Annotated in this window: 9 protein-coding genes; 4 read left to right on the top strand and 5 right to left on the bottom strand. The window is 33.6% G+C overall.

The genetic code is table 11. From position 1 onward, the window contains the following. The first annotated feature begins 110 nt into the window (after window positions 1–110). Entirely contained in the window at window positions 111–2,225 is a 2,115-nt protein-coding gene (locus tag J7574_RS05825; protein ID WP_290965575.1) for a TonB-dependent receptor, read from the top strand. A gap of 176 nt (window positions 2,226–2,401) precedes the next feature. Here J7574_RS05825 and J7574_RS05820 read toward each other — a convergent pair whose 3' ends face one another. Together J7574_RS05820 and J7574_RS05815 are read right to left on the bottom strand one after the other, a co-directional pair. Continuing rightward, entirely contained in the window at window positions 2,402–3,007 is a 606-nt protein-coding gene (locus J7574_RS05820) for an RsmD family RNA methyltransferase (protein ID WP_290965572.1), read from the bottom strand. Continuing rightward, a complete protein-coding gene (locus tag J7574_RS05815) occupies window positions 3,004–3,825 on the bottom strand; it encodes a DUF3822 family protein (protein ID WP_290965569.1) in 822 nt (273 codons plus the stop codon). Before J7574_RS05815 ends, J7574_RS05820 begins: the two co-directional genes overlap by 4 nt. A 380-nt stretch (window positions 3,826–4,205) precedes the next feature. On the opposite strand from J7574_RS05815, the gene J7574_RS05810 reads away from it, so the two are divergent. Further along, window positions 4,206–5,615: an ATP-dependent RecD-like DNA helicase gene (locus J7574_RS05810; RefSeq protein WP_290965566.1), complete on the top strand. Its 1,410-nt coding sequence runs from the start codon at window positions 4,206–4,208 to the stop codon at window positions 5,613–5,615. Window positions 5,616–5,704: 89 nt separating this feature from the next. Then, window positions 5,705–6,535: a 4,5-DOPA dioxygenase extradiol gene (ygiD, locus tag J7574_RS05805; RefSeq protein ID WP_250347816.1), complete on the top strand. Its 831-nt coding sequence runs from the start codon at window positions 5,705–5,707 to the stop codon at window positions 6,533–6,535. Between the two features lie 83 nt (window positions 6,536–6,618). Here the strand turns inward: ygiD and J7574_RS05800 are convergent, their stop codons facing one another. After that, a complete protein-coding gene (locus J7574_RS05800) occupies window positions 6,619–7,959 on the bottom strand; it encodes a PQQ-binding-like beta-propeller repeat protein (protein WP_290965559.1) in 1,341 nt (446 codons plus the stop codon). Window positions 7,960–8,091: 132 nt separating this feature from the next. Here J7574_RS05800 and kdsB point away from each other — a divergent pair, with 132 nt between their 5' ends. Beyond that, window positions 8,092–8,826: a 3-deoxy-manno-octulosonate cytidylyltransferase gene (gene kdsB, locus J7574_RS05795; RefSeq protein ID WP_290965557.1), complete on the top strand. Its 735-nt coding sequence runs from the start codon at window positions 8,092–8,094 to the stop codon at window positions 8,824–8,826. A gap of 306 nt (window positions 8,827–9,132) precedes the next feature. On the opposite strand, the gene J7574_RS05790 is transcribed toward kdsB, so the two are convergent. Both J7574_RS05790 and J7574_RS05785 read right to left on the bottom strand, forming a co-directional pair. Then, the gene (locus J7574_RS05790) at window positions 9,133–11,553 is read right to left on the bottom strand and encodes a thiamine pyrophosphate-dependent enzyme (protein ID WP_290965555.1); all 2,421 of its coding nucleotides are present in this window, start codon (window positions 11,551–11,553) and stop codon (window positions 9,133–9,135) included. A gap of 189 nt (window positions 11,554–11,742) precedes the next feature. Beyond that, entirely contained in the window at window positions 11,743–14,490 is a 2,748-nt protein-coding gene (locus J7574_RS05785; RefSeq protein ID WP_290965553.1) for an aminopeptidase, read from the bottom strand. Between the last annotated feature and the right edge of the window lie 2 nt (window positions 14,491–14,492).

The following is a 14,492-nucleotide window of genomic DNA, read 5'->3' as shown; positions in this document are numbered from 1 at the left end:
ACAGCTTTTAAGAAACAAATAGCAGATTAACCTTGCATTAACCTACGATTAACTTTCAGAAGTCGGTTTTCAAAGCATTTTTGCAGCGCTAACCCAATTTAAATTTTAAAATGAATTTATATCTGCCTTTAAAATTACTTCTTGCACTTTTGCTTTTTTGTCTTTCGTTTATCGCAAATGCCCAGAACGAAACACCAAAAGATTCAATTTCAAATCAATTAAACGAAGTTGTAATCAGTCAGGAGAAAAAAGCAATTACCAATTCCAACGGAAATATAAAAGTTGATGTTGCCAATTCGGTTTATACTACCATTCCAAATCCGATCGATTTGCTTTCGAAACTTCCGTCAGTTCAAATAAGCAGTGATCGCGAGAGTATTTCTATTGTTGGAAAAGGAAATCCGTTAATTTATATTGACGGTCAAAAAGCAACTGTAGCCGATTTAAATGCATTGTCTGTCGCCGATATCAAAACAATAGAAATCGTTAAGAATCCGTCTTCTAAATACGAAGCTGAAGGTCGCGCTGTGATTCTGATTACTCGAAAACTGAGTAAAAAAGACAGTTTTAAAACCGAAATTTCTGAAGTGGCTTCTTTTAAGAGAAACTATAATAATTACTTAGGATTTAATTCTAGTTTTAAAAAAGGCAAACTAGAATGGAAAGCCAATTTTAATTATAATAGACTGAACCCGTGGGAAAACCATACTTTAGAATATCAGATTCCAAGAGCTTCCATTGTTTCCAATTACGATGTAATGGCAACTACAAATCGAAATCAATACATTTTTGGTGGAGGTATGTTTTACAAAATAAATGAAGACGATTATTTTTCTATTAATGTAAATGGAAAACTTCAGAATGATACTTTCGATATTCATACGTTTACTTTTAATCAAAATAAAGATCAGATAAATAATGTTTTGACCTTAACTGGCAATTCTAGTAAAAAGGATTTTGCGAATGCATTTGTAAATTATTCTAAAAAAATAAAAGCGATTGATACAAAACTTTTTGTGGGCTTTCAGTATTCCAATCTTAATCAGCATTTAGAAAGTTTGGTTGCCAATAATTATAACGAAACCAATTTTGAATTGTCGCAAAACCGAGATCAGAAATTTAATGTTGATGTCTTTTCTGGAAGGATCGATTTGGAGAAAAAGTTCAAAAATGAAATGACGCTAGAATACGGTGGATTGTATCTAAAAGCCAAGTCAATATCAAACGCGGACATTTTTGATTTTGAAAAAAAGGAAAGCGAAGTTTCTGATTATGATTTTAAAGAAGAGAATCTCGCTGCTTATGTTCAGTTTTCGGGAAAACTCAAAAAAGTAGATTTCTCATTCGGATTGAGAACAGAAAACACCAATGTGTATTCCAAGTTTAGAGCGCAATTTTTGCCTTCTATCGATAAAAATTATACCAATTTGTTTCCTAAAATCGATGTTACATTTCCTATAGATAGCACAAAAAGCATTAATGTAAATTATTCAAAAAGTATCGTGAGGCCTAAATATTCTTCGTTAAGTCAAATTGCGACATACATAAATCCGTATTTTTTGTACGGAAGCAGTATAAATTTAGGACCGGCATTTGTAGACGAAATTTCGAGTTCGTTTCAATATCAGGACAAAACTTTAAAAGTAAGTTATTATCAGACCAAAGATGTAACCAATCCGAGTTTTGTATTTAATGACGAAACAAATGTTTTGATGATTACCGATATTAATTTTAAGCGAGAAACGGGTTTTACAATAGATTTTACGCTTCCGTTTACGTATAAATTCTGGACAACAGCAAATTCACTGGTTTTTGTAAAAAGTAAAGTTGAAGATTATTCAGCACTTGTGCATTCTTCAAAACCGTATTTGTATTATTACTCCAACAATACTTTCAAATTGCCTAAAGACTTTACTGTCGTTTTATCTTTTTGGGGAGCAACCAAACAAAACGATGGAATTTTTGAACGAAAGGCCAATTTTATAGTCGATTTATCGCTGGCAAAAGCATTTGGAAAAAACTGGAATTGTACTTTAAACTACAATGATATTTTTAAAGCGACAAGCTATACAGATCGTTTTACTGTGAATAATATTCATTCAAAGTTTAAATATTTTGTTGATGCTAATGAGATTTCTATTGCCGTTCGTTATTCTTTTGGAAAAATAAAAGATTCAGAATTTAAACAAAAGAGCGTGAATGAAAGTGAAAACAGAATCAGATAATAATTAAATTCAAATTTTTTAAATTCCAGATTCCAACCCAAAAAAAGGAAAATTCCAAAAATAAAAATTCCAAATTCCAATCTCGTACAGAAATTGGAATTTGGAATTTAAAATTTGAGATTTCAATTTTAAAAATTGGTATTTGGAATTTCAAATATTGGAGTTTTAAAAAAAAATTACCCTTCATCTTCTTCAGATTCTTTTTTAGAATCATCATGAGGCAATTCTTCATCGTCATCGGTAGAATTTAGTTCGAAGAAACTAAAATAAGAACCGCCATAACTTTTCTGGAAAGAAAAATTAATCATGTGATCAAGCTTTGTATATTTAGAATGTTCAATAATCATCATTCCGTCTTCTTCCAATAAATCTCTTTCGAAAACGGTTAGAACAATTTTTTCAAAAGTTGCTTGATCTAATCCATAAGGAGGATCTGCAAAAATGATATCGTAAGTAGTTTTAGAATTTTCTAAAAATTTAAAAACATCACTTTTGGTTGCTGCAATATCAAAATCAAATTCAGACGAAACTTGTTTGATGAATTTAACGCATCCAAAATCGCCGTCAACCGAAGTAATTGGCGCGCTTCCGCGTGAAGCAAATTCGTAGCTGATATTTCCTGTTCCCGAAAAAAGATCTAAAACCTTTAAACTGTCAAAATTAAAATGGTTGTTCAAAACATTAAACAATGCTTCTTTACTCATGTCAGTCGTTGGTCTTACAGGGAGATTTTTTGGCGGATTAATGCGTCGTCCTTTATATTTTCCTGAAATGATTCTCATGATTGAAATAAGATATAATGTTTTTGGTTTTGAGCGGTTGTAAAGCTATTTCTTTCTTTCAGTTTTGAAACGTCCATGAAAGAAATATGGCGCACATATTTGTAAGCGATCGCATAAAACGGATCATTTTCTGAAATCGTTCCTAGAAGTTCCAGTTTGAAACTTTCAGGATTCATGCTCATTTGTTCTGCCGTGAATAAAATATAATAGATAAAATCTTCTGGAGTATTGTATTCGAATGAATTAAACAGCAAAAGTTTTTGATTTTGCACCACGATAATTTCAAAATTACCTGGATTAAAATTGACGATCATTTTCTTATCGTCGTTGTTTCTGGAGCTGTCCAAGATTTTTTCGACCAAAATGCTGTTCGCGTGTTTGTAATCAAAAGAACCTACATTATCGATTAGGAAATTGTTGATATTCACAAACGGAATATAAACCGAATTCATCTGATAATTAGGAATTTGATCAAAGGTAAAATGATCCGTTTCAAATACTTTCGTAGTATATTGCAAATAACTTCCTAAATAATTCTCATCAAACAAAGCAGTCGGAACAAAAGTCGAAAGGTTATTATTGTGAATAACCATTACTTCATCGTAAGCATTTTTTAATTCAGGATTGTTTCTGAAAGCATCGCTAAATAAATCTTCAATTCGAGATGTTTTGCTAGATGTGTCAAACTTTATTTCTTTGAATGAAGTAATGATGTTATTTAGAGTATCAAAACAGCAATATGAAAATCCAGTCAGAGAAACCTGAATAGAAAGTTTTCTGTAATTTTTTGAAGTAATGTTAGTGTTTTGTAATGACATAGTTGATTTACAATTCGTTACCTGTTTTAAATCAAGAAAGAATTTAAGCGACCACAAACTTACAAATTAAAAAGGAACAATTATAATTGCAATTTCAAAAAACAATTTGGATTTAAGTTTAAAACAAGGTTAAGAAAAAGTTTAGTTTGCTGTCTTTAAACTATATAAGTTATATAAGTTCGTTTAAATTTTGGTTTCTAGATTATATTAACTTATATAACTTATATGGTTTCTCAATTTGTATTTTGGGTATTGAATTTGACATTGAAATTTGAATTTGACATTGACATTGAAATTGACATTGACATTGAAATTGACATTGAAATTGATTTTTGCCATTGCCATTAAAAAAAGCGAACTTTGTATTTCAATATTACTTTATGAATTCTGCACAGTTTTACGGTACTTTACAAAAGCGATTTCCTTTTGCTCCAACTTACAAACAGGACATTTTTTTTCAGAAAATTGCAATCTTCCTAACCGAACCTCAAAACGACACGATTTTCGTTTTGAAAGGATATGCTGGAACGGGAAAGACTACCGTTATTTCTACCATAGTTAATAATCTAGCCTCTATTAATAAAAAATATGTTTTGCTTGCTCCAACTGGGCGTGCGGCAAAAGTAATTGCCAATTATTCGAATAATCCAGCATTTACGATTCATAAAAAAATATACTTTCCGAAGAAATCTTCTGGCGGTGGAGTAGCTTTTACCAAACAAGTAAATAAACATAAAAATACCATTTTTATCGTCGATGAAGCTTCTATGATTTCAGACAGTACCTTAGATAGCGGTTCCCTTTTAGACGATTTGATCAATTATGTGTATTCTGGAAGCAATTGCAAAATGATTCTTCTGGGAGATACGGCGCAGCTGCCTCCTGTCAATCTAGATATTAGTCCGGCTTTAGATATCCAAACCTTGGGAATTCATTACGATAAGGAAATCGAACATATCGAATTGGACGAAGTAATGCGTCAGGAAGAAAGCTCTGGGATTTTATATAATGCTACAGAGTTACGCGAGTTGCTGAAAGAGAGTTTTATTACCGAATTTAAATTCAATGTAAAAAAGTTCAAAGATATCGTTCGACTGACTGATGGTTACGATATTCAGGATGCAATTAATACTGCATACAGCAATTATAGCATTGAAGATACTGCATTTATTGTTCGTTCAAATAAACGCGCCAATCAGTATAATGAACAGATTAGAAGCCGAATTTTATTTAAAGAAAGCGAACTTTCGGTTGGAGATTTCTTGATGGTGGTAAAAAACAATTATTTCTGGCTGAAAGAAACTGACGAAGCTGGATTTATTGCCAACGGTGATATTATCGAAGTTTTAGAACTTTTCGGAATCAAAGAATTGTACGGATTTAAGTTTGCCAAAGTGAAAATCAGAATGGTCGATTATCCCGAACAAAAGCCTTTTGAAACAGTTCTGATTTTGGATACTCTAACAAGCGAATCCCCTTCTTTAACTTACGAAGAATCGAACCGTTTGTATGAAGAAGTGATGAAAGATTATGAAGATGAACCAACAAAATACAAAAGATTTCAAAAGGTAAAAGAAAACGAATATTTTAACGGATTGCAGGTGAAATTCTCTTATGCTATAACGTGTCATAAATCGCAAGGAGGACAATGGAATACTGTTTTTATCGAACAGCCATTTTTGCCAAACGGCATTGATACAGATTATATTAGATGGCTTTATACTGCTATGACACGTGCCAAAAATAAACTATATTTGATAGGATTTAAAGACGAGAGTTTCGTGGAATAGTTTTTATTATCCACGATCCGAGTTATAGAGAATAGGGAAAGGTTTTAAAATAAAATTCGTGAATTTATGGCGGAAAAAATTTCAAGACAATGACAACACTAAACGACTTACATTCGATTTCATCAACGTTTTCGAATACAGATAAAATGCCAGTTCTGTTTTTAGGACACGGCAGTCCCATGAATGCTATTGAAGAAAATCAGTTTGTAACGGGTTTTCGCAATTTAGCCAAAACATTGCCACAACCCAATGCTATTTTATGCGTTTCGGCACATTGGTTTACGAAAGGAACAAAAGTAACCGCAATGGAAATGCCAAGAACTATTCATGATTTTGGAGGTTTCCCGCAAGCGCTTTTTGATGTGCAATATCCTGCAAAAGGAAGTCCGGAATTGGCAGTTGAAACACAAAAGATTTTAGATCCTGTGATGGTTGAATTAGACGAACATTGGGGATTGGATCACGGAGCTTGGAGTGTTATCAAGCATTTGTATCCAAATGCAGATGTTCCTGTAATTCAGTTGAGTATTGATTATACCAAATCAGGGCAATATCATTTTGAATTGGCTCAGAAACTGCAAGCGCTTCGTTACAAAGGTGTTTTAATCATCGGAAGCGGCAATATTGTGCATAATCTTAGAATGGTTGATTTTAGAAATTTCGATAAAGACAATTACGGTTACGATTGGGCAATTGAAGCTCGAGAAACTGTAAATAATTATTTGCTAGACGGAAATTTCCAGCCGTTAATTGATTTCGAAAAATTAAACAAAGCGGTTCAATTGGCAGTTCCAACTCCAGAACATTATCTTCCGCTATTGTATACTTTAGGATTAAAGGATAAAACAGATGAATTGGACTTGTTTAATGACAAATTATTGGCAGGTTCTTTAAGCATGACTTCTGTAAAAATCATGTAATTTACTTAGTGAATCTCTGCGAAAACCTTTGTGTAACTCTGTGAAATATAAATACCACAAAGATTCGCAGAGATTCACTAAGATTATTTTTCTTTTCTCAAATTGTAAGCATATAAAAAACCGTCTGCGCTTCCATAAAAAATCACATTATTACTGATAAACGGAGAAGAAACGATCGGACCTAATTTATAAAATTCATCCATAATCTTTTTGTTTTCGGCATAAATAGATAAATCTGCTTGTTTGGCCACAAATAGAAAGTCTAGATGATTGTTGTTAAGAATAGTGTTCGCATATTTATTTCTATTTTCTGTCGAAATAGTATGCGATTCTTTTCCATCTGAAAGCAGATTCAAATCAAAGAAGTTTCCGGAGAAATCTCCAAAATAAATCGTGTTACTGGCAATTGCAGGGGAAGAATAAATATATCCGTTGCCTTTAAATCGGTATTTTTCTTTTCCAGTTTTCGAGTCAAGCGCCAATAAAGCATAAGTGTCTGAAGTTCCAACATAAACCGTATTGTCTTTAACAACTGCTGAGCTTAAAATCCATGAATTTTCAGCATTGTATTTCCATATTAATTTTCCCGTTTCGGTGTCAAGCGCAAATAAATAAGGATCTCTTGAGCCAAAATATACGATTCCATAAGAAACTGCAGCAGAAGCTTGAATTCCGGTAAAACCCGTTTTCACTTCGGTCGAAAATTTCCATTTCTCTTTTCCAGTTTTTGCATCCAAAGCATAAAATATTCCATCCCAGCCTCCAAAATAAACAGTATTTTGATCTATTATAGGAGTGCTATGGATGGCGGCTTTTGTTTCGAATTTCCACTTTAAACTTCCATTTTTGGCATCAACAGCGTACATTGTTCCGTCGCTGCTTCCAAAAATGGCCAAAGCCAATTTGTTGTCTGAATAAATAACGGGAGTTGAAAGGTAAAAGTCCCATAAGTCGGCCATAAGCGAATCGGTTGGTTTCATGCCCCACATTCCGATTTCGCTGTACCAATGTTCACCTTTAGTTTTAAAACGCCAGATTTGTTTTCCTGTTTTTGTGTTTATAGCATAATAATAACCGTCAAAACTCCCAAAATAAACCATATCATTATAAATGCTTGCCGAACTGTGAACGGCTCCATTGGTTTTGAATTTCCACTTTAGATTTCCTGATTTTTCATCAATGGCATAAAAATAGCCATCTTCACTGCCAATGTAAACAATGCCGTTTTGTACAATTGGCGAAGAAAAGATCTTGCCTTCAGTCTTGAATTTCCACTTTAAATTTTGGATTTGCTGGTATCCTTTTCCTGAAAAAACACGATTCGAAAATGCATTTAGAATAGTAGGATTGCTGTTTTGCGAAAAAGTATTGGAGCTTAAAATTAAAAAGAAAAAGAGCAGGAGTGAAGTAAAGTTTCTTTTCATGTTTTTTCCCTTAAAAGTAAAAATTTTATAAGAGATTAAAATGCAGTGCTTTAAGAAATATGTTATAAATATATTTTTGAAAGCTCTTGGTGTATAGTATATTTGTTAGACTCTTTAAAATTGAATATTCAAATGAAAATAATAGCTGTAATTCCGGCACGATATGCTTCAACTCGTTTTCCTGCTAAGTTAATGCAGGACCTAGGGGGGAAAACTGTGATTTTAAGAACGTATGAAGCGGCAGTTTCGACAAAACTGTTCGATGATGTTTTTGTGGTTACGGATTCTGATCTGATTTTTGACGAAATTGTTTCTAATGGCGGAAAAGCGATTATGAGCATCAAAGAACACGAATCTGGAAGCGACCGAATTGCAGAGGCCGTTGCGAATCTTGATGTTGATATTGTGGTAAACGTGCAAGGTGATGAACCTTTTACAGAAGCTGGGCCACTAGAACAAGTTTTATCTGTTTTTAAAAATGACCCAGATAAAAAGATTGATTTGGCTTCGCTAATGCGTGAAATCACAGATGAAGAAGAAATCAATAATCCGAATAATGTGAAAGTTGTGGTAGATCAATCGCAGTTTGCTTTGTATTTTTCTCGTTCTGTAATTCCGTACCCAAGAGAAAAAAATGTTGGAGTAAGATACTTTCAGCACATAGGAATTTATGCTTTCAGAAAACAAGCCTTATTAGACTTCTACAGCCTTCCAATGAAATCTTTAGAAGCTTCAGAGAAGTTAGAGCAATTACGCTATTTAGAATTCGGAAAACGCATTAAAATGGTTGAAACCACTCACGTAGGAATCGGAATTGATACTGCCGAGGATTTGGAAAGAGCGAGAGCTATGCTCAGAGATCTTTAAGTTAATGGTTAATTGTTAATTGTTAATTGTTGATGGTGGTTGTTGATTGTTGATTGTTGATGGTTGATGGTTGATGGTTGATGGTTGAACCTGAAATTACTAAAACATAAATACAAGAATTATCCATAATCTTGTCATCCCGAGGAACGAGGGATCTCCGCAAGAAACTCGACAAAGATTGGGTCATTGCGAGGAACGAAGCAACCTCATTTGCTTAGTCGATAATTGTTAGTGAGGTTGCTTCGTTCTTTGGGTAAGGGCAACAAAAAAACGCTCCTGTGGAGCGTTTTTTTTATATTTAAAAATCTAAAATCCCGTATACAAATCAGGAAACTTAGACGGATTCACTTCATGCATCATGTCGTAAACTTTCTCGTAGATGTCTTCTGCAGAAGGTTTAGAGAAATAATCACCGTCAGTTCCGTAAGCAGGTCTGTGTGCTTTCGCTGCTAAAGTCTGCGGTTTGCTGTCTAAATATTTGTAAGCGTCTTGTTCTTCTAAAATCTGCTGTAAAATAAAGGCCGAAGCTCCTCCAGGAACATCTTCGTCAATTACTAAAAGACGATTTGTTTTGGCAATACTTTTTACAATGTCTTTGCTAATATCAAATGGAAGTAAAGATTGAATATCAATAACTTCGCACTCAATTCCTTTTTCTGCCAATTCATTAGCGGCCTGCATCACCAATCTTAAAGTGGATCCGTAAGAAACCAAAGTAATATCAGAACCTTCTCTTAAAGTTTCTACAACTCCGATTGGCGTTTTAAATTCACCAAAGTTTAGCGGCGTCTTTTCTTTTAAGCGGTATCCGTTCAAACATTCGATAACCAAGGCAGGTTCGTCACATTCTAACAAAGTGTTATAAAAACCAGCTGCTTGTGTCATATCTCTTGGAACCAAAACATGAATTCCACGAATCGCATTGATGATCATTCCCATTGGAGAACCAGAATGCCAGATTCCTTCCAAACGGTGACCGCGAGTTCTAATGATTAACGGCGCTTTTTGTTTACCAACTGTTCTATATTGTAAAGTAGCTAAATCATCACTCATGATCTGAATAGCGTACAATAAATAATCTAGATATTGAATTTCAGCAATCGGGCGTAAGCCTCTTAAAGCCATTCCGATTCCTTGACCAATAATAGTCGCTTCACGAATTCCGACATCGGCAACACGAAGTTCTCCGTATTTTTCCTGCATGCCTTCAAGACCTTGATTTACGTCTCCGATGTTTCCAACATCTTCACCGAAAATTAAAGTTTCAGGATATTTCGCAAATAAAGCATCAAAATTATCTCGCAAGATCATTCTTCCATCCAAATCTGGTTTTGCATTTTCGGCATATTTTGGAAGCACTTTTTGTACTGAAAATACATTTTGAGCAGACTCTGAATGCAAATTACTGCTGAATTTTTCTTGAGTTTCATTCAAGAATTTTGTAATCCAATTTGATAAAAGAACTTTGCTGTTTGGAACTTCAATAAAACGAAGAATCTTTCTAGCATAAACCAATAGTTCCTTTTTCAAAGGCGCTTTAATCGCTGTCAATTCAGCAATTAATTTTTTGATTCTGTCTTTATGGTTGATGCTTGCCTCAGCAATTTCTTCCAATAAAGCCAGAAGGTTTTTTTGTTCTTCAATAATAGGATTAATGAAAGAATTCCAAGCTTCTTTTTTAGCTTCTAAAACTTCTTTCTTTAATTCGAAATCAAGTTCTGCCAATTCTTCTGGAGAAGCAATATTAATCGCAATCATCCAAAGACGCATTTGACGAATACAGTCAAAATCTCTTTCCCAAGCCAATCTTTCTGCACTTTTGTAACGTTCGTGAGAACCAGAAGTCGAGTGGCCTTGAGGTTGCGTTAATTCATTAACGTGTATTAAAACAGGAATATGCTCTTCGCGAGCGATTGCTCCAGCTCTTTCGTAAGTCGAAACCAATTCGGCATAATCCCAACCTTTAACTCTAAAGATTTCATAACCTTTAGAATCTTCGTCGCGCTGATATCCTTTTAAAATTTCAGAGATATTTTCTTTGGTAGTCTGATGCTTGGCATGAACAGAAATTCCGTACTCATCATCCCAAACACTCATTACCATTGGAACTTGAAGAACTCCTGCAGCATTTATGGTTTCAAAAAATAAACCTTCAGAAGTACTTGCATTGCCAATAGTTCCCCATGCTACTTCATTTCCATTAACAGAGAATTTATCTTTAATCGTAATTCCGTCAACGTTTCTATAAATTTTAGAAGCTTGAGCTAAACCAAGTAATCTTGGCATTTGCCCCGCTGTTGGAGATATATCTGAGCTTGAATTTTTTTGTTTAGTTAAGTCTTTCCAAGAACCGTCTTCGTTTAAACTGTGCGTTACAAAGTGTCCGCCCATTTGTCTTCCTGCAGACATCGGATCAAAAGCTAAATCAGTATGACCATATAAGCCAGCAAAAAACTGTTTTGCATCCAATTCGCCAATAGCCATCATAAAAGTCTGGTCGCGATAGTATCCAGAACGGAAGTCTCCATTTTTAAAAGCTTTTGCCATTGCTAGCTGAGGAACTTCTTTTCCGTCGCCAAAAATTCCAAATTTAGCTTTTCCTGTTAATACTTCTTTTCGACCTAAAAGACTACATTCACGGCTTGTAACCGCAATTCTATAGTCATTCAATACCTCAGTTTTGAAATCTTCAAATGTCAGTGTAGTATTGCTTTTTTCTTTTATCATAATCTTGTAGTGGTCATGTTATTTGACGCGAAATTACTTAAAAACAATCAATAATCATAATTCTTTGAACTAAATATAATTTAATTATTTGTATTCAAATTCAGAAACAACGTATTTTATTTTTGTTATTTTTATGTAAAATTTAATTTTATTGACAATTTCGCAAGTTTTTGTTTAAAATTTATTTGATTAAAACCATTTTCTAGTGAAAAGGGTAACTAACGTTTTTGGTGAAAAAGTGATGATAAATCGTATTTTTTCATTGTATTTAGGCTGCGATATTTCCCATCCATTATTAGAATAAACAGGAAAATAGAGTTCAAAATAGTCTGGAACCAAGTTTAAACGCACTCCAGAATCATAAGCAAAGAACTCACTTTGATGCTTGTTTTTCAAAAAACCAATGTCTCCGTAAAGTTCTACCCAGTTCCATATTGCGTAACTTGCATTTAAAGTCGTGATCCATTGATTGGCGTAAGATGGTTCTAACTGCGATTTGAAACCTCCTTCTGCAATGACATACTGCTGACTGAAGAAACCTTTACTTTCTGATCTTCCAAATAAATTATAATCAAATAAATAATCTGTCGGACGATCTAAAGCAAAACTAAAATAATCTGAGTTTGTTTTATTATACAAGAAACTTCCAACGTATAATCTTAAATTTAATTTCTTATTGTTTTGAAATAGTCTTCTGTATTCTATTTCCCCAGAAACTTTACCGAATCCGCTAGAAAACTGTAAATCGGTCATAAAATTGAAATGATCGATTAATTCTGTTTTGGTGTTAGAATAGCGGGCATTAAAAACAGAATAATTAGGTGTTGAATTATCTGTGATGTACTGGCTTTCTTCACGATTTACAATGACTTGACGAAATAAAAATGCTTGTTTTCTATTGTCTCTGAAATCTTTTTCGCGAATGCGAAATATGACCATCGGATTTAATTTCAAATAAGTCGCATCTGGAGCATAATGGAAATAATTCTGGCTGATAGAATAACGAACATTGTATAAAGTGCTATTTCTATAATACTGATTCCATGAAAAAGCTGATGATCCAGAAATTGTACCCGCTTTTATAGAATAGGCTGGGTTGATATCGAAATTGAAAGGTTTGTCTAAAATGGTTTTATTGCTAAAACGAATTCCAGGTGCAAAACCATCATAATAATTATAATTTAATGTTGGAATGTAGATAATCTGATTATAATCTGGATCTTCCAGATCTTTGGCAAAATTAAATTTTACAGGACGGTTTAGCGCAACATGTTTTAAAGACCTCCAGTTGTTTCTTTGATTGTATTCTGGAACTTCATTGTCGTAATTAATAACGATCTTGTCTGCATTTTTTCGGCTGAATTGATAAACAGAATCCGCTGTTTTTGGCTCAATCCATTCCTTAAACACGACTTCTTTCTTTTTGATTCCGTAAATTGGAATAGGAGCGTAGATTCCGGTTTTGTTTCTGACAGAGAAAGTAATGCTATCTGCAGTTCGAGAAACGTGAGAAAATTTATAATCGATAATATCTCTTGAATCGATAATAGTTTTAAAAAACCAGTCTATTTTTTTTGGACTTTTCTGGGTTAAGATTTTCTCAAAATCATAACGATTCGACTGTCCAATTTGGTTTAGATTGTAAAACTCTTTTACGCTTTTAGGAACAATATCGTGATTGAGATAATCGTCTAAATAGCTTAAACTTAAACCTGCGCGGTATTTACTGGCAATTTGCTCGTTAAATTTTATTAATGTGTTTTTAGGGTCACCTAACGGCTGATCCAAATTTTTACGAGCCATTAGCATATAGTAATAGCTGTATTGCTCATTAAAAGTAAGATTGGTAATGTTATAGCTTTTAAAGAGTTTCATGTCAGAAAGCCTTCCCAGCATTTTTTCGTCATGATGATGTTCTTCCATGTACTTCATCATAGTATAAATCTGGATTCCGTCATAAACCCAATTGTCTTTTCTTGGGTCTAATCGAAGACTGTTCTTAAGGTAATTATTTAAAAAAGTCTTTAAAAATTGAATTTCAAATACAAAATCATCCTCAAACGGACTAATAAATGAAGGCAGCTGGTTTAAACCATAAAACGGATTTCGATCGTAATCGATCTGAGAAACGGTTATTTTTTCGTGCGGATATTTGCCAATAACTTTTTCAGCATACGAAACCACGCGATTGATAATAATCGCTTTCTGAAATTCGTCTATTTTTTTGTTTTTTAAATTGGTTTCAACCACCAAAGAGCCATTGTCATACGATCTAAAACTGTTTTGCTTTTCGATATACAAACTAAAATCGGTTCTATTTTTTCCTGAGAAACTTAGGATATTGTAGCCCTGATTGGTTGTGTCTTTTGCAACCGAATTTAAATCGGTTGTAATAGAATATTGGGTGGGAATTTTAATTTCGACTTCATAATCGCTCACTGCATTGGCAATATCGTCCAAATTGTAATTGTTGTATTTTACAAAAAGGCCATTTTCAAAACGGGCAGGACTTAAAAACCAGTTTTTAAGCGCCATACCGCCATTTTGGTCAAAACCAAAATGAGTGAATTTATCGTTTGGTATTTTTACGATATAATTAAGATGTAAATCGATTTTTTCGTTAGGTAAAAGATTGCGATTAAGCTTTACAATAATATAGTCTGGATCTTGAGCGCTTCTTTCCCATTCCAAAGCCAAATAATTGGTTTCGGTTAGATTTATAATCGTTGTTTTTCCTCTATCAGCAGCTTTTGCCAGATGGAATCCTCTATAAAATTCATCAGAAAAACGTTTGGCTAGAGGAGTATTTTTGTCTACAAAAGCGTTGTTCCAATCGTTTAAGACAATCGAAGTTAAAGTGTCGTTTGAAGTATTGTGATACGTAATATCCTGCCTAACGTTTAATGTTTTAAGCTCAAGATTTACTGCCACTTCCATCT

The sequence above is a fragment of the Flavobacterium sp. genome, from assembly GCF_017744675.1.
Taxonomy (GTDB): domain Bacteria; phylum Bacteroidota; class Bacteroidia; order Flavobacteriales; family Flavobacteriaceae; genus Flavobacterium.
Note: the sequence above shows the minus strand (reverse complement) of the source record. Positions and strands in the feature narration are given on the sequence as shown.